The 16,313-nt window shown below is 35.1% G+C and carries 15 protein-coding genes; 13 read left to right on the forward strand and 2 right to left on the reverse strand.

From position 1 onward, the window contains the following. The first annotated feature begins 1 nt into the window (after nucleotide 1). The 8 genes from NSQ69_RS03100 to NSQ69_RS03135 all read left to right on the forward strand — a co-directional run bounded on the left by NSQ69_RS03100 (nucleotide 2) and on the right by NSQ69_RS03135 (nucleotide 9,323). Nucleotides 2-484 carry a DUF1641 domain-containing protein gene (locus tag NSQ69_RS03100; RefSeq protein ID WP_002169188.1) on the forward strand — a complete coding sequence of 161 codons (483 nt, stop codon included), beginning with the start codon at nucleotides 2-4 and terminating at the stop codon, nucleotides 482-484. Between the two features lie 45 nt (nucleotides 485-529). Then, complete coding sequence (locus tag NSQ69_RS03105; protein ID WP_265323977.1) at nucleotides 530-652, forward strand: hypothetical protein; 123 nt, start codon at nucleotides 530-532, stop codon at nucleotides 650-652. Then, complete coding sequence (locus NSQ69_RS03110; protein WP_002169187.1) at nucleotides 639-2,510, forward strand: glycerophosphoryl diester phosphodiesterase membrane domain-containing protein; 1,872 nt, start codon at nucleotides 639-641, stop codon at nucleotides 2,508-2,510. Before NSQ69_RS03105 ends, NSQ69_RS03110 begins: the two co-directional genes overlap by 14 nt. 370 nt (nucleotides 2,511-2,880) lie before the next feature. After that, entirely contained in the window at nucleotides 2,881-4,014 is a 1,134-nt protein-coding gene (gene ald, locus NSQ69_RS03115) for an alanine dehydrogenase (protein ID WP_002010453.1), read from the forward strand. A gap of 103 nt (nucleotides 4,015-4,117) precedes the next feature. Further along, nucleotides 4,118-5,533, forward strand: coding sequence for an amino acid permease (locus tag NSQ69_RS03120; protein ID WP_002063741.1), 1,416 nt, complete (start codon nucleotides 4,118-4,120; stop codon nucleotides 5,531-5,533). 126 nt (nucleotides 5,534-5,659) lie between these two features. Then, complete coding sequence (locus tag NSQ69_RS03125; protein ID WP_002186918.1) at nucleotides 5,660-6,220, forward strand: class I SAM-dependent methyltransferase; 561 nt, start codon at nucleotides 5,660-5,662, stop codon at nucleotides 6,218-6,220. Between the two features lie 350 nt (nucleotides 6,221-6,570). After that, nucleotides 6,571-6,948: an ArsR/SmtB family transcription factor gene (locus NSQ69_RS03130; RefSeq protein WP_002010461.1), complete on the forward strand. Its 378-nt coding sequence runs from the start codon at nucleotides 6,571-6,573 to the stop codon at nucleotides 6,946-6,948. A gap of 20 nt (nucleotides 6,949-6,968) precedes the next feature. After that, on the forward strand, nucleotides 6,969-9,323 hold the full coding sequence (locus tag NSQ69_RS03135) for a heavy metal translocating P-type ATPase (RefSeq protein WP_002186919.1): 2,355 nt from the start codon (nucleotides 6,969-6,971) through the stop codon (nucleotides 9,321-9,323). 225 nt (nucleotides 9,324-9,548) lie between these two features. Here NSQ69_RS03135 and NSQ69_RS03140 read toward each other — a convergent pair whose 3' ends face one another. Continuing rightward, a complete protein-coding gene (locus NSQ69_RS03140) occupies nucleotides 9,549-11,012 on the reverse strand; it encodes a nicotinate phosphoribosyltransferase (RefSeq protein WP_002169184.1) in 1,464 nt (487 codons plus the stop codon). Between the two features lie 198 nt (nucleotides 11,013-11,210). On the opposite strand from NSQ69_RS03140, the gene NSQ69_RS03145 reads away from it, so the two are divergent. The 3 genes from NSQ69_RS03145 to NSQ69_RS03155 all read left to right on the forward strand — a co-directional run bounded on the left by NSQ69_RS03145 (nucleotide 11,211) and on the right by NSQ69_RS03155 (nucleotide 14,479). Continuing rightward, nucleotides 11,211-12,470 carry a tetratricopeptide repeat protein gene (locus NSQ69_RS03145; RefSeq protein WP_002010467.1) on the forward strand — a complete coding sequence of 420 codons (1,260 nt, stop codon included), beginning with the start codon at nucleotides 11,211-11,213 and terminating at the stop codon, nucleotides 12,468-12,470. A gap of 14 nt (nucleotides 12,471-12,484) precedes the next feature. Beyond that, nucleotides 12,485-12,613: an NprX family peptide pheromone gene (locus NSQ69_RS03150; protein WP_000733136.1), complete on the forward strand. Its 129-nt coding sequence runs from the start codon at nucleotides 12,485-12,487 to the stop codon at nucleotides 12,611-12,613. A gap of 165 nt (nucleotides 12,614-12,778) precedes the next feature. Next, nucleotides 12,779-14,479, forward strand: coding sequence for a M4 family metallopeptidase (locus NSQ69_RS03155; protein ID WP_002186923.1), 1,701 nt, complete (start codon nucleotides 12,779-12,781; stop codon nucleotides 14,477-14,479). Between the two features lie 50 nt (nucleotides 14,480-14,529). Here NSQ69_RS03155 and NSQ69_RS03160 read toward each other — a convergent pair whose 3' ends face one another. Next, nucleotides 14,530-15,090: a TVP38/TMEM64 family protein gene (locus NSQ69_RS03160; protein WP_002169182.1), complete on the reverse strand. Its 561-nt coding sequence runs from the start codon at nucleotides 15,088-15,090 to the stop codon at nucleotides 14,530-14,532. 399 nt (nucleotides 15,091-15,489) lie between these two features. On the opposite strand from NSQ69_RS03160, the gene NSQ69_RS03165 reads away from it, so the two are divergent. Together NSQ69_RS03165 and NSQ69_RS03170 are read left to right on the forward strand one after the other, a co-directional pair. Then, nucleotides 15,490-16,008 (forward strand): RNase A-like domain-containing lipoprotein, encoded by a 519-nt coding sequence (locus NSQ69_RS03165; RefSeq protein ID WP_002125157.1) that lies wholly within the window; start codon nucleotides 15,490-15,492, stop codon nucleotides 16,006-16,008. 14 nt (nucleotides 16,009-16,022) lie between these two features. Beyond that, a complete protein-coding gene (locus NSQ69_RS03170; RefSeq protein WP_002091014.1) occupies nucleotides 16,023-16,295 on the forward strand; it encodes a hypothetical protein in 273 nt (90 codons plus the stop codon). Nucleotides 16,296-16,313: the final 18 nt, after the last annotated feature.

The following is a 16,313-nucleotide window of genomic DNA, read 5'->3' on the forward strand; positions in this document are numbered from 1 at the left end:
AATGGCAAAAGAGATTACTTTAATTAAAAAGAAGATTGTAACAGAAGAAGAAAAAAAACAGCAAGTAACAGATGAGTTGTTAAATGATCTAGCTGAGAATAGAGAAGCAGTAGAAGAGACGATGCGGCTATTAGCGCAGTTGCAAAAAGCAGGAATTTTAGATGCAGCAATTAGTTTACTTGCTGCAAAAGAAGATGTTTCCAAAATAGCTGTTGAACAATTGAATCGTGAACCAGTAAAAAACGCATTAAACAATATGATGGGGGCAGGAGAGGCATTATCTTCAGTGGACCCAGAAATAACGAAACAAATAACATCTAGTTTAGTCACTGGATTACAATTTGCAACAGAGGAATTAAATAGTGGTAAAAAAACAAAAGTGATGGATTTCTTTAAAGTGTTAAAAGATCCAGATATCAATAGAGCAATTACATTCGGTTTTAGCTTCTTGAAAGCATTTGGTCAAGGGTTAGAGAAAAAATAGAGTAAATGAAAAAGTGATGGCAAGTAGCCATCACTTTTTCATTGTATGTATAAGAGTGTTCATGTTAAGTGGAATATATTATTATTAAAAAGATGGGTTGGAAATGGAAATATGGAATCCATCTCAAATATCGTTTTAGAATGTGGAGGAATATATGCAACACCGTAAAAGACTATCTATACCAGGGGTAATGGGACATTCCTTTCAAACAGTTAGATTTGCTTTTTGGAATGTATTAACCTTTCAACTTGCTTATAAATTATTAGCAGCGATTGTATTTGTCCCGCTATTTGGGATCATTTTTAATAAGTTATTGTATTTTGGTGGTTATGCAAATGCGACGAATGATGAATTATTAGCGTTTTTAAAGACACCATACGGCATTTTGGCAATCGTAATTTTATCATTGTTAGCACTGTTTCTTATCTTTACGGAATTTGCGGTGCTTATTATCATTTCGTACTTCGCTCATAAAAGACAAAAGGTGAAATTACGTCCGATTTTATATAAAACCGTAACGTATTTACCTACTCTTTTCACATATTGCTTACCAGGATTTATTTTATATGCTGTCGTATTGTTACCTCTTTTAAATCTTGGATATGAAACGGCATTAATTCCGCAAATTCAAATTCCTAACTTTATTACAGGAGAACTGTTTAAGACAACGATGGGACAAGTTGGTTATTACACGTTCTTTGCTGTAGTTGCGTATTTGAACCTTCGCTGGATTTTTGTTCTACCTATTGTTGTTTTAGAGCAAAAGCCGTTTCGCACAGCAGCACGTAAAAGTGCAACGTTAGTAAAAGAAAGTTTTTTTAAAGTACTATTCTTTTTAGTAGGATTTTTTATTTCAATAGGGATTGTGTACGGGGTATTTTTTGGAATGTATTTATTGTGTCTATGGGGCATGTATGAATTTACAAATCCACAGGGAACATTTGCATTATTAGCAGAATCAACAATGTCTGTATTTTTAACGAGTACATTGTATTTATTTAGTTTTATCGTGACGCCATTTTATATTATGGCAATAACACGATTGTATTTACAAAAGGTTCCGGTTGAAGATGTTTTATTAGAAGAAGGATTAGATTATTCGAAAACAAAAGCAGATAAATGTTTCTTCCAAAAACATCGTTGGAAATTTATTGGTGTATATATTGTAGGAATTATTACTGCCGGAATGGTCGTTGCCTTCATTGTAACGTTTATTTCAAATTCATATAAAGAACCAATTATTATGGCTCATCGTGGTTATATTTCAAAAGGTGTAGAGAATACGAAAGAAGCTCTGCAGGGGGCTATTGATGCCAAAGCAGACTACGCTGAAATTGATGTACTGCAAACAAAAGACGGTGAACTAGCAGTTATACATGATTTGAAGCTAAAACGTCTTGCGAATGCTAATGTTCACGTGTCAGATTTAACGATGGAGGAGTTAAGACAGCTTACCCTTAGTCAAGATGGGTTTTCAGGACAAATAAGTACACTTGATGAGATCATTAAGCTGGCAAAAGGAAAAATCAAACTTAATATTGAAGTGAAGCTCCATGGTGGCGAAAAAGATTTCGTAAACAAAGTATTAAAAGCGATTAAAGATAATGAATTTGAGAAGCAATGTGTCATTCAAACGTTACACTATCCGCTTATTAAAGAGTTTAAACGTGCAAATCCAAATATAAAAGTAGGATACATACTGTATGCGAGTAGAGCTAACTTAAAGAATGTGAAGGCTGATTTTTATGTAGCAGAAGAATACATGTTAAATAAGAAATTAGTAAAAGAAGCAAGGAAGCTAAACAAGCCAATTTACGTATGGACAGTAAATGATATGGAAAGTTTAAAGGCATATTATAAGTTAAACGTGGATGGTATCATTACCGATTATCCTGAAGACGCACGTGAAACAATTAAGATGTTAAAAGAGCAAGAAGATCGTGAAAGTGATATGTTTGATAAAATTACCGAGACGACAGAAGATCTATTTTCAAAGTTATTTATGATCTATCCAGCTGCTGGCTAAATGCTAGTAGCTGTTTTTTTTATGGAAAGAATATATTTCTAAAGTATTGTACAAAGTAATAAGTGTATATGTATACGTAACTACTTAGTTTTTTTGCATTGTTACATTATTGTCAAATAATAAATAATTACTATGCGTTTTGAATGGATATAATGTAAATAGAGTGATAGATAATGAGATGGTACAAATAACCCAATGGAATCAATGTTTCGTATATTTACACTATTCTAAATATATAAACTTTTAAAAAATGGTATGTTAGCGTTTTCATAATTTTTAAGTTATGCTAGAATAAGGACATAAGTTATTAATTATTACAAAAAGAAAAAAGAATTCCTTTTTTCTGTTAATTATAAGGGGGCATTTCATTATGCGTATTGGGGTACCAGCAGAAATTAAAAACAACGAAAACCGTGTGGCAATGACACCAGCAGGTGTTGTACATTTAGTTCGTAACAATCACGAAGTATTCATTCAAAAGGACGCAGGTGTAGGATCTGGTTTCACAGATGCTCAGTATGTTGAAGCGGGAGCGAAAATTGTTGATACGGCTGAAGAAGCTTGGAACATGGAAATGGTTATGAAAGTTAAGGAACCAGTTGAAAGCGAATACAAACACTTCAGCGAAGGTTTAATCTTATTCACATACTTACACTTAGCTCCAGAACCAGAATTAACAAAAGCGTTAATTGAAAAGAAAGTTGTTGCTATCGCATATGAAACAGTACAATTAGAAAACCGTTCTTTACCATTACTTGCACCTATGAGTGAAGTAGCTGGTCGTATGGCTGCACAAATCGGTGCGCAATTCCTTGAGAAAAACAAAGGCGGTAAAGGTATTTTACTTGCAGGTGTTCCAGGAGTTAAACGTGGTAAAGTAACAATTATCGGTGGTGGACAAGCTGGTACAAATGCTGCTAAAATTGCAGTTGGACTAGGTGCGGATGTAACAATCATCGACTTAAGTGCAGAACGTCTTCGTCAATTAGATGACATTTTCGGAAACCAAGTAAAAACTTTAATGTCTAATCCTTACAATATTGCAGAAGCTGTAAAAGAATCTGATCTTGTAATCGGTGCAGTATTAATCCCAGGTGCAAAGGCTCCAAAACTTGTAACAGAAGAAATGATTAAATCAATGGAACAAGGTTCTGTTGTTGTAGATATCGCGATTGACCAAGGTGGTATTTTCGAAACAACTGACCGTATTACAACTCATGATAACCCAACTTATGAAAAACACGGCGTTGTTCATTATGCAGTTGCAAACATGCCAGGTGCGGTTCCACGTACATCAACTCTTGCATTAACAAACGTAACAGTACCATATGCAGTACAAATTGCTAACAAAGGCTACAAAGAAGCTTGCCTAGGCAACACTGCATTATTAAAAGGTATTAATACATTAGAAGGCTATGTAACATTCGAAGCAGTTGCAGAAGCTCACGGTGTAGAGTACAAGGGTGCTAAAGAATTATTAGAAGCAGAAACAGTATCTTGCTAATAGAAGCATTATACAAAACAAAATCGAACAATATATAAAACAACATGATAAGAGCTAAGAGATAATACCTCTTAGCTCTTCTTGGTAAAAGGGGGCATTCATCGTGGCCAACCTATTTAAAAAGAAATCCGTTACGCAATTGTTAGGGGAAAGTAAAAGTAAAACTTTGACGAAAACGCTAGGGGCATTTGACCTAACAATGCTAGGGATTGGTGCGATAATTGGTACAGGAGTTCTAGTATTAACTGGATTAGTAGCAGCAAGAGATGCTGGTCCAGCAGTTATTTTTTCATTTATGATTGCAGCAATTGTTTGTGGATTTGCAGCTTTATGTTATGCAGAGGTTGCATCTGCACTTCCTGTTTCAGGTAGTGTGTACACATATTCATATGCAACAATTGGTGAGTTTGTTGCCCATTTAATGGGATGGACATTGCTATCCGTATATGTCGTAACGACTGCCGCAGTAGCTGGCGGATGGACAGGTTATTTCAATAATTTAGTGAGTGGATTGGGACTTGAAATTCCAAAAGCGTTGTTAACGATTCCATCGCAAGGTGGTATGGTGAACTTACCCGCAGTTATCGTTACGTTGGTGATAACTTGGTTATTATCGCGAGGTACAAAAGAAAGTAAGCGTGTGAATAACATAATGGTATTAATTAAAATTGGTATTGTTGTTTTATTCATTGCAGTTGGTGTATTCTACGTGAAACCAGAAAACTGGATACCATTTGCACCGTATGGCTTAAGTGGAGTCTTTGCCGGAGGAGCAGCAGTATTCTTCGCTTTCTTAGGATTTGATGCATTAGCAACTTCTGCTGAAGAAGTGAAAAATCCACAACGTGATTTGCCGATTGGTATTATTGCTTCATTAGTCATTTGTACAATCATTTATGTTGTAGTTTGTCTCGTTATGACAGGTATGGTTTCTTATAAGGAATTAGATGTACCTGAAGCGATGGCCTATGTATTAGAAGTTGTAGGACAAGATAAAGTGGCTGGTGTAATCGCTATTGGAGCTGTAATTGGTATTATGGCTGTAATTTTCGCATACATCTACGCTACGACACGTGTATTCTTCGCTATGAGCCGTGACGGTTTATTGCCAAAATCTTTTGCGAAAATTAACAAGAAGACAGAAGCACCAACATTTTCAGTTTGGTTAACAGGAATTGGTAGTGCTTTAATTGCCGGATTTATCGATTTAAAAGAATTGTCGAATTTAGCGAATATTGGAGCGTTATTAACATTTGCGATGGTTGGTGTAACTGTCATCATTCTTCGTAAAACGCATCCGAAATTACAACGTGGATTTATGGTACCACTTGTACCAATCTTACCGATTATTTCAGTTGCAAGCTGTCTATTCTTAATGGTAAATCTACCGTTAAAAACATGGATATACTTCGGTGTTTGGTTAGCAATCGGAGTGGTTGTATACTTTGTTTATTCGAAAAAACATAGTCATTTAAAAGACGATGGAAGTTCGCAAGATAGTTTAGAAAAAGCTAATTAAAGGGATATAAAGTTAGTAAGCCTTGTGCGTCTAGGGAGCGCGCAAGGCTTTTTCTTTTGGGGAAATAAAGGAGACCAATGTTATGTTGTCGAATTTTTATGTCGGAATATAAGAAGGGGTGGAAAGATGGAGACGAAAGTTGTCGTTGGAGCAGAGGGATATAATAATAACCCAGGGTGGTTACATACGAATGAAAAAGAATTACATTTATTAAAAAGAGAAACGTGGCTTAATAAATTTCAGCCTAATTCTTTATCAGTAATTTTGGCTGAGCACGTATGGGAGCATTTATCGTATGAAGAAGGTATAGAAGCAGCTAAAGTTTGTTATGAGTTTTTAGAAGATAGTGGATATATTCGCTGTGCAGTGCCGGATGCATTTTTCCAAAATGAAGAGTATCAGCGTGGTGTGCAAGTGGGAGGACCTGGCCCGTTAGATCATCCAGCTGCAAGTCATAAAATTGTACATAACTACAAAACGATTATATCTATGTTTGAAGCAGCAGGTTTTCAAGTAAAGCTTTTAGAATACTGTGATGAGAATGGCCAGTTTCATTATAGTGATTGGGAAGAGAACGGTGGATTTATTTATCGATCGAAACGTTTTGATCATAGAAATCAAGATGGTAAATTAGGATTTGCTTCGTTAATTGTGGATGCAGTGAAAGTTAATAAAGTGAAACTTTAATCAGTGGGGGGCTTCATCCCCCACTGATTATTAGCCCTCACCAATCGGGCTTTTACGGGCAGTTAATCTCCCACCTAACTTCTTTGTTCCAGCTGCATTTTGAGGTGGGAGTCTTACTGCCTGTTAATGCGGGATAAATAAGAAGGGATGCACGGTAGTTTTCGTGCATCCTTTTTGTATGAAGGGCATGATAGATGCGGAGAATATTTATATGTTTATTTTGAAATATGAACGAAATGTTTTAAAAAATGTATGAGAATTCATTGACACATATGAATGGACGCTCATATAATAAAGGTATAAGACATATGAATAGTTGTTCATATGTTCAAATAAAGAGGTGAGCTGTGATGGCTGAAAATAAAGTAGAAACGCAACAGGAAGCATGTTCTCAAACGGTAATTCACGAGGAAATCGTGGATCAAGTAAAACAAACAATTCCGACTGATGAAAGTTTAAGTAAAGTAGCAGAATTATTTAAAGTATTAGGTGACCGTACACGTACGAGAATATTACATGCATTATTTGAAGCTGAAATGTGTGTTTGTGATTTAGCTTATTTATTAGGAATGACGCAATCTTCAATCTCACATCAGCTTCGTGTATTAAAGCAAGCAAAGCTTGTAAAGAACCGTAAAGAAGGAAAGGTAGTTTATTACTCATTAGCTGATCAACACGTAATTCATATCTTCGAGCAAGCGTTTGAACACGTAAACGAGGAAGAATAAAAAAGCGAGGAGGGAGAACGATGGCAGAAGCATTAGTGAAAAAGAAACTTATGCTAGAAGGTTTAGATTGTGCAAATTGTGCAATGAAAATTGAAAAAGGTGTTGGGAATATAGAAGGGGTAACATCTTGTTCCGTAAACTTTGCAACAAAAACGATGCTTTTAGAAACACCGCGAAATAAAGAAAATCAAGTTGTTACGGAAGCGAAGCAACTTGTTACAAAATTAGAGCCACATATTAAAGTGCAAGAAGAGCAAAAAACAAAATCAGTAAAAGAAGTATTTGTATTAGAAGGCTTAGACTGTGCAAATTGTGCAATGAAGATTGAAAATAAGGTAAAGGAAATGCCAACAATTTCAGAAGCGACTGTTGATTTCGTATCAAAGAAATTACGAGTAGAAGTTGCAAATAAACGAGAACTTGAATCGACTGTACAAAATATAAAAAATGTTGTTCAAAAGTTAGAGCCTGATGTAAAAGTTGTTCGTGAAGAGGAAAAAGGACACGACCATGATCATGGTGATGGAAATGTGAAAAAGATGATAGGACGATTAGTAGTCGGTGGAATTTTGACAGGAATTGCTGCGTTAGCCGGATTACCGCAAATGATAACAATTCCATTATTCGTCCTTGCTTATTTATTAATAGGTGGAGATATCGTTTGGAGAGCGGTAAGAAACATAACTCGCGGCCAAGTGTTCGATGAAAACTTTTTAATGGCAATTGCAACTTTAGGAGCTTTCGCGATTCAACAATATCCAGAAGCGGTAGCAGTTATGCTATTTTACCAAGTAGGGGAACTGTTCCAAAGTATTGCAGTAAATCGTTCTCGAAAATCAATTACGTCATTAATGGATATTCGTCCTGACTATGCGAATGTGAAAGTTGGAAACGAAACGAAACAAGTATCACCAGAAGATGTGCAAATTGGTGAGTATATTATCGTAAAACCAGGTGAAAAAGTACCGTTAGACGGGAAAGTAGTTGAGGGAACATCAATGATGGATACTTCAGCGTTAACAGGTGAGTCTGTACCGAGGGAAGTAGAAGTTGGTAATGACGTATTAAGTGGTTTTGTAAACCAAAATGGTGTATTAATTGTCGAAGTTACAAAAGAGTTTGGTGAATCCACTGTATCGAAAATTTTAGACTTAGTACAAAATGCAAGTAGCAAAAAAGCGCCAACAGAAAACTTTATTACAAAGTTTGCACGTTATTATACTCCTGTTGTAGTTATAACAGCAGCAATAATGGCATTTATTCCACCACTTATTTTAGAGGGTGCTACATTCTCCGATTGGATTTATAGAGCTTTAGTGTTCTTAGTAATCTCTTGTCCATGTGCGCTCGTTGTATCGATTCCTCTTGGATTCTTTGGCGGTATTGGTGGGGCATCTAAAAGTGGTATTTTAGTAAAAGGAAGTAACTATTTAGAAGCATTGAATGATGTGAAATATATCGTTTTTGATAAAACAGGAACATTAACAAAAGGTGTCTTTAAAGTTACGAAGATGGAGCCTAGTGAAGGTATCACAGCTGAAGAGCTATTAGAATATGCAGCATTTGCAGAAGTATATTCAAATCATCCGATTGCACAATCTATTCGAAATGCATATGGAAAATCAATCGATGAAAATGCTATTGAAGACTATAGTGAAATTTCTGGTCATGGTACGGTTGTAAAAGTACAAGGAAAAGAAATTTTCGCAGGTAATGCTAAATTAATGAGCAAAGAAAACATTAAATTTAAGCAACCGAATACAGTAGGTACACTAGTTCATGTTGCTGTAGATGGTAAATATGCAGGGTATATTGTTATCTCTGATGAGGTAAAAGAGGATTCAAAACAAGCAATTCAAAAGTTAAAAGAACTAGGTATTAAGAAGACAGTCATGTTAACTGGTGATGCAAAATCAGTCGGGGAAGCTGTTGGTAAAGAATTAGGTTTAGATGAAGTTCATGCCGAATTATTACCACACCAAAAAGTAGAAGAAATCGAAAAAATTGATGCAGCAAAACGCGGTAAAGAAAAGATTGCATTCGTCGGTGATGGTATTAATGATACGCCAGTACTAGCAAGGGCAGACGTTGGTATTGCGATGGGCGGCTTAGGGTCAGATGCAGCAATTGAAGCTGCTGACATCGTTATTATGACTGATGAGCCTTCAAAAATTGTGACAGCAGTAAAAATTGCAAAACGTACACGTAGCATCGTATGGCAAAATATTATATTTGCATTAGGGGTAAAAGGGTTAGTGTTATTACTCGGCGCCTTTGGTATTGCAACAATGTGGGAAGCAGTCTTCTCAGATGTTGGTGTGACGTTACTTGCAGTATTAAATGCAATGCGTGTACTACGAGTAAAAGATTTATAAAAAAGAGGACGCAATTGCGGCCTCTTTTTTATTGGTTATTTTGTTGAAATTGACTCAAGAAAATAATATCAAATATTATTTTGTTTTTAAATAATTTAATATATAAATTTACAAAAAATATAATATTCTTCCTATTATTTTAATATATTTTTTACAAATATCCATATAGTATTGAAAAATGGAGAAGTGGGGGAGGGACAAAACCCCACTGATTAAAACTTCACTTTATTTTTGTATGTTTTTTTCAACCTGTTCTCGAACAGTTTGAATATAATTCATTTTATGATCCCAACATTCTTGGCTTAAATCGACAGGGTACTCTTCTGGGTTTAAAGTTCGCATATACTCTTCCCAAAATAGTGAGAGGCTGCGTTCATTATACTTTTGAATATCTAATATATTAGGTAATTCATACGCTCTTTTACCGTTAATGAAAATATCTTGATGTAGTTCGCGTGCTTCAAAGCTTGTTACGAATTTACTTATATATGTATGAACTGGATGAAACATTTTTAAACGCTCTTCTTTTCCGGGTTCTTCTGACTCTAAAGCAATATAATCGCCCTCTGCATGATCGTTAACACGGTTAATAATACGATAAACTCGTTTAAGTCCTGGGGTTGTAATTTTTTCAGGATTAGATGAAATCTTAATCGTATCATTTAATTTTCCGTCAGTATCTTCAATAGCGACTAGTTTATAAACAGCCCCTAATGCTGGCTGCTCAAAGGATGTAATCAGCTTTGTACCAACACCCCATACATCAATTTTTGCCCCTTGAGATTTCAAGTGCATAATCGTATATTCATCTAAATCGCTAGAAGCGATAATTTTTGTGTTTGTAAATCCAGCTGCATCAAGTTGTTTTCTGGCCTCCTTTGATAAATATGCCATATCACCACTATCAAGGCGAATGCCATAAAAATCGATACGATCCCCGAACTCTTTTGCAACACGAATCGCATTTGGAACACCAGATTTTAATGTGTCGTATGTATCGACAAGAAATACACATTTTTTATGTGTTTCAGCATATTTTTTAAATGCAACATATTCATCGCGATATGCTTGAACGAAAGAATGGGCATGTGTGCCAGCTACAGGGATGCCAAATCGTTTCCCTGCGCGAACGTTACTTGTAGATGAAAAACCACCAATAAAGGCAGCTCGTGTTCCCCAAAGGGCAGCATCAAACTCATGAGCTCGTCTTGTACCGAACTCTAAAAGCTCATCATTATTTGCAGCATGCTTCATACGTGCAGCTTTTGTAGCAATTAATGTTTGGTAATTTACAATATTTAAGAGGGCGGTTTCAATTATTTGTGCCTCGCCAAGCGGTGCATCAACACGTAATAATGGTTCGTTATTAAAAACAACTTCGCCTTCTTGCATACTACGAATCGTGCCAGTAAATTTCATGTTTTGTAAATAATGAAGGAAGTCTTCTTCAAATTGCAGCTCTGCTAAATAAGCGATGTCACTTTCGGTAAAGCTGAAATTTTCTATGTACTCTACAATTTTTTCAAGACCAGCAAAAACAGCATAGCCGTTTTCGAATGGAAGCTTTCGAAAGTATAGATCAAAAACAGAACGGCGAGTATGAATACCATCTTTCCAATATGTATAAGCCATGTTGATTTGATATAAATCTGTATGTAAGGCGTAACTATCGTCTTTATAATGATTCATTGCGAAAACACCTCCGTAATTTGATTATAGTATACCAATTTTTCCCCTTTCGTAGCAAAGAAGTAATAGGGGATTGAAGTCAAGAGAGAAAAAAATGAAATAATGCATATTTTTTAGAAAATTTACATTTATCAATTTATATTTCTCTAGATTTTATGTATTATTAGAGTAGTGGGGTAATGAGAATGGAGGAGGACAATGCAACAAACATTAGAAAAAATAGGCAAGCAAGTTTTTTATAAACGGCTACAGCAAAAAATGACACAAGAAGAATTATGTCAGGGCATTTGTTCTGTCTCATACTTAAGTAAGATCGAAAATGGAAAGATTGAAGCATCAGAAGAAATTCTACAATTGCTCTGCACAAGACTAGAAATTGCTGTGACGGATTTGAGAGATGTAGAAGAAGATGTGAAAGTGAAGTTGGACGAGTGGTTGAATGCATTAGTTCATTTGGACAAGCAACAAGTAGAGCGCATATACGAAGAGTTGCAAGGTGAAATGAAGCATGTGTTGGATTTTGAAATTATAAATTATTATAAACTGCTGTATACACGTTATTTAATGATGAAGCGGGATCTCCCTGCTGTTGAAGAAGAATTGGACGGATTGAAGAAAGTGTATAAGAAATACTCGCCTTTTCAGAAGATGTTATATACGTATAATAAGGCATTATTATATTCTGTGCAGTACAAATATACGCAAGCATTAGAATATCTGTTAAAGACGGAATCGATGGCGAAAGAGTTAGGATATTATGAAACAGGAATATATTATAATTTGGCATTGACATATAGTCAGATGGAAATAGACCATATGACATTATATTTTGCTAATGTGGCATTAGAAGGTTTTAAAAGTGAATATAAATTTAGAAATATAATTAATTGTAAGTTTTTAATTGCGTTTAGTTATACTAGAAAAAAACAATATAATGAAGCTATGGAAATCTATAATCATATCATAAGAGAAGCAACTTCTTTTGCTGATAAAGATAATATTCTTTCTATTGCTTTAAATAATATTGGTTATCTATACTACCGACAAAAAAATTATGCCAAGGCGAAAGAGTATTATATAGAATGCTTAAAGTATAAAAAAGAAGAGGATATGAATTATATTGATGCCATGTATGAGCTCTCATTACAGTGTATTCAATTAGGAGAACTTGAGGAAGCGGCTGAATGGATTGAAAAAGGTATCCTTGCTGCAAGGAAAGATGATAGATACAAAGGGATGTTATATTTATTGTTAAATTTAAGATATAAATATTTTGAAGAAAGAGACCTCTATAAAAAATTTCTAGAAACAGAAGTAGTTCCTTTCTTTAAAACAGAGGAAAATATAAAAGATTTAAAGAAAGTATACTTAGAACTAGCTGAATACTTAGAAGAATGCTCAGATTTTAAAGAAAGTAATCGCTATTATAAATTAGCGATTACTTTATTAGAAGAGTAAAGAGGAGGGATAGTATGAAAAAGTTAATTGCAGGAACATTTGTGGTTATGGCAATTGCAGCTGTAGTATTGGATATTCAGTATGCTTGGAAGCCGGATACTCTAGGGCAAGAAGCTAAAACAGTTGAACAAATTAATTTATAAAAAAAACCCTTTCCCAACGGAAAGGGTTTTTTTCAATATTTGTTCCTCAAAATTCTACAACACTTGAGAAAGAAATTAATTGAATTTTTAGTATATTAATAGTGAAAACATAATGCTAATATGAAACTACTCTTTTCAAAAATTTTTTATTAGGGGGAAGGTTATATGAAAAGAAAGAGTTTAGCGTTAGTGTTAGCGACAGGAATGGCAGTTACTACGTTCGGAGGGACAGGCTCTGCATTTGCGGATTCTAAAAATGTACTCTCTACTAAGAAGTACAATGAGACGGTACAGTCACCTGAGTTTATTTCTGGTGATCTAACTGGAGCGACTGGTAAGAAAGCGGAATCTGTGGTGTTTGATTACTTAAACGCAGCAAAAGGTGATTATAAGCTAGGGGAAAAGAGTGCGCAAGATTCTTTCAAAGTGAAACAAGTGAAAAAAGATGCTGTAACTGATTCAACAGTAGTACGTATGCAACAAGTTTACGAGGGAGTACCTGTATGGGGGTCTACTCAAGTAGCTCACGTAAGTAAAGATGGTTCTTTAAAAGTATTGTCTGGAACAGTTGCGCCTGATTTAGACAAGAAGGAAAAGTTAAAAAACAAAAATAAGATTGAAGGCGCAAAAGCAATTGAAATTGCGCAACAAGATTTAGGAGTAACACCTAAATACGAAGTGGATCCAAAAGCGGATTTATATGTATATCAAAATGGTGAAGAAACGACATATGCATACGTTGTGAATTTAAACTTCTTAGAGCCCAATCCAGGAAACTATTACTATTTCATTGAAGCGGAAAGCGGTAAAGTGTTAAATAAATATAATAAACTTGATCATGTAACGAATGATGATAAGTCACCAGTTAAGCAAGATGCTCCTAAACAGGAAGCGAAAGCGGTTGTAAAGCCTGTAACAGGAACGAATAAAGTGGGAACTGGTAAAGGTGTATTAGGAGATACGAAATCGCTTAATACAACGTTATCTGGATCATCTTACTATTTACAAGATAATACGCGCGGAGCAACAATTTTCACATATGATGCGAAAAACCGCTCAACATTACCAGGAACATTATGGGCAGATGCAGATAATGTTTTCAATGCAGCGTATGATGCAGCGGCAGTAGATGCTCATTACTATGCAGGTAAAACATATGATTACTATAAAGCTACATTTAACAGAAACTCTATTAATGATGCAGGAGCACCATTAAAATCAACAGTTCATTACGGAAGTAAGTATAATAATGCATTCTGGAACGGCTCACAAATGGTATACGGAGATGGTGATGGTGTAACATTCACTTCATTATCTGGTGGCATTGATGTAATTGGCCATGAATTAACACATGCTGTTACGGAAAATAGCTCGGATTTAATTTATCAAAATGAATCAGGAGCGTTAAATGAAGCAATTTCTGATATTTTTGGTACTTTAGTAGAATTCTATGATAACCGTAACCCAGATTGGGAGATTGGTGAAGATATTTATACACCTGGTCAGGCGGGAGATGCACTTCGTTCTATGAGTGATCCAGCGAAATATGGTGACCCAGACCATTATTCTAAGCGTTACACTGGTTCAAGTGATAACGGTGGCGTTCATACAAACAGTGGTATTATTAACAAACAAGCTTATTTATTAGCAAATGGTGGTACGCATTCTGGTGTAACTGTAACTGGTATCGGTAAAGATAAATTAGGTGCGATTTACTACCGTGCAAATACACAGTATTTCACGCAATCTACTACATTTAGTCAAGCACGTGCTGGTGCAGTACAAGCTGCAGCTGATTTATATGGTGCTAGCTCTGCAGAAGTAGCAGCAGTTAAGCAATCATTTAGTGCTGTTGGTGTAAACTAAGGCTTTAAGGGATAGTTATTAATAAAATACCTCAAAAATAAAGAAGGAGCCTATGCTCCTTCTTTATTTTTTTTCCATTTTTTCCACAAATAAAATAATCCAACACAACCTGCGATTGTAATAATCCATTTCGCTTCATTTGTTCCGTTAATGACATGATATGCAGAATATACTTCAATCAATAAAGCCGGTATTTTCCCTATTGTGCTGGCAATACTGAAAGAGAGTAATGACATTTTGCCTAGAGCTGCAAATAAAGTAACGATACTGGACGGAATGAAAGGAATAAAACGAAAAGATAGGACGAGTAGAAATGCCTCTCTGCCTTCTACGTAAAGAAGGCGTTCTACCTTTGGATACGTATTTACTTTATCGTGAGTGAACTTTTGAAGGCCTATACGATAAATATAAAACGAGATAATAGCCCCTAATGCCTCACCTGCGATCGAAATGATTGTGCCATTTGTTACACCGAAGAGCTGTATATTAATGACGGTCAAAAAAATACTAGGGATAAAACCTAAAAGACTGATGATGATGTTGATTAAGATACTAAGTGGAATTGCGATTGAATAATAGTCTGTTAAGAAGTTTTGAATTGTTTCAGCCATTCTTTAAAATCCTTTATCTTTTTTTGCATTACACCATATTTACATTGTATAGGCAAGTGCAAATTTACATAATGTAGAAAACAGTTGATAGAAAGGGATTTGTATACCTTATATAGGTATTGGGTATATGAAAGTAGGGGTATATTTAGTTTGTTTAAAAAACACTCCATAAATCCTGTATTTAAAGGGTTTATGGAGTGTTTTGATTGGTGTTTTCATCTGGGAAATAATTATAAAAACATGGGGGTATATTTTAAAAAGGGCGAAAAACAGTGATTTGATGAAAGGGGGGTGGAAAATATAGCAAAATGAATGAGGATTTTAAAACTGTATACATTTTTTCTTTGTGAAATTGACTTTTAGTGGAGTTACGATAATAATCATGGAAGAGGTGATACGATGAAACGATTAAGTAGTCTTTTCTTGAGTAGTTTATTGGCACTAATGCTGATTTTAAGTGGATGTGCAGGAAAAGAACAAAAAACAGAAAAACCAAAAGAGGATCATTCTACATCAGTAGAAAAAATTAGTGATAATATTTTAGATGAAATGGAAGGGCCACCTAAAAATGGTCATACGATTGAAAGGCATGTAGGCAAATCAGAAGAGGATTTGAAGAATCGTTTGAAGACAGATAAAGTTTCAGCGGCAAGTACATACTATGATAAGGAAACAGCGACAAAGGCTGTGAAAGATAGTTTAAAACAACATGATAAAGAAATTCAGGATTGGTTGAAAAACTCTAAAGAGGCTCGTCTTGTATTGAATACAACTCATTCATTCCCAGTTGGAAAAACAGTAATAAAGAAAAATATGAATGTAAAAGACAAACTAGTAAAGACTGTTACTGTTTTAGCGAGAGATAAATCAGGAAATCTAGGATTTAAGATTATTACTTCTTATCCATCAGATAAATAAAGGGGGGAGTATATATGTATCCAACATTACAATACTTTCTTAAATCGTACTGTACGTTAAGTATTCATGAGGATGAAATAGTAAGCGTAATGGAAGAGTTTATAGAGCAAGAGGACGAAGAGATTGTTTTGAAATTACGCGATGAATTAGTAAATATGAAGAAAAAGAACGCGTGGGAAGAAGCGTGCGTATTAGCTGCGAAGCAAGGCAATCGTGTGTGGTCTTTAGAAGAAACGAAAGATCATCTGGAAATTTTTTTACTATTATTGCAAAAGAAAAAGGCGTGAGTAGATCACGCCTTTTTG

Source organism: Bacillus sp. FSL R10-2201 (assembly GCF_038008665.1).
Classification (GTDB): Bacteria; Bacillota; Bacilli; order Bacillales; family Bacillaceae_G; genus Bacillus_A; species Bacillus_A mycoides.

Bases quoted from the DNA above. Each gene is read 5' to 3' on its own strand.
- NSQ69_RS03100 (WP_002169188.1), top strand. From the start codon at position 2: ATGGCAAAAGAGATTACTTTAATTAAAAAGAAGATTGTAACAGAAGAA.
- NSQ69_RS03105 (WP_265323977.1), top strand. From the start codon at position 530: ATGTATAAGAGTGTTCATGTTAAGTGGAATATATTATTATTAAAAAGA.
- NSQ69_RS03110 (WP_002169187.1), top strand. From the start codon at position 639: ATGCAACACCGTAAAAGACTATCTATACCAGGGGTAATGGGACATTCC.
- ald (WP_002010453.1), top strand. From the start codon at position 2,881: ATGCGTATTGGGGTACCAGCAGAAATTAAAAACAACGAAAACCGTGTG.
- NSQ69_RS03125 (WP_002186918.1), top strand. From the start codon at position 5,660: ATGGAGACGAAAGTTGTCGTTGGAGCAGAGGGATATAATAATAACCCA.
- NSQ69_RS03130 (WP_002010461.1), top strand. From the start codon at position 6,571: ATGGCTGAAAATAAAGTAGAAACGCAACAGGAAGCATGTTCTCAAACG.
- NSQ69_RS03135 (WP_002186919.1), top strand. From the start codon at position 6,969: ATGGCAGAAGCATTAGTGAAAAAGAAACTTATGCTAGAAGGTTTAGAT.
- NSQ69_RS03140 (WP_002169184.1), bottom strand. From the start codon at position 11,012: ATGAATCATTATAAAGACGATAGTTACGCCTTACATACAGATTTATAT.
- NSQ69_RS03145 (WP_002010467.1), top strand. From the start codon at position 11,211: ATGCAACAAACATTAGAAAAAATAGGCAAGCAAGTTTTTTATAAACGG.
- NSQ69_RS03150 (WP_000733136.1), top strand. From the start codon at position 12,485: ATGAAAAAGTTAATTGCAGGAACATTTGTGGTTATGGCAATTGCAGCT.
- NSQ69_RS03155 (WP_002186923.1), top strand. From the start codon at position 12,779: ATGAAAAGAAAGAGTTTAGCGTTAGTGTTAGCGACAGGAATGGCAGTT.
- NSQ69_RS03160 (WP_002169182.1), bottom strand. From the start codon at position 15,090: ATGGCTGAAACAATTCAAAACTTCTTAACAGACTATTATTCAATCGCA.
- NSQ69_RS03165 (WP_002125157.1), top strand. From the start codon at position 15,490: ATGAAACGATTAAGTAGTCTTTTCTTGAGTAGTTTATTGGCACTAATG.
- NSQ69_RS03170 (WP_002091014.1), top strand. From the start codon at position 16,023: ATGTATCCAACATTACAATACTTTCTTAAATCGTACTGTACGTTAAGT.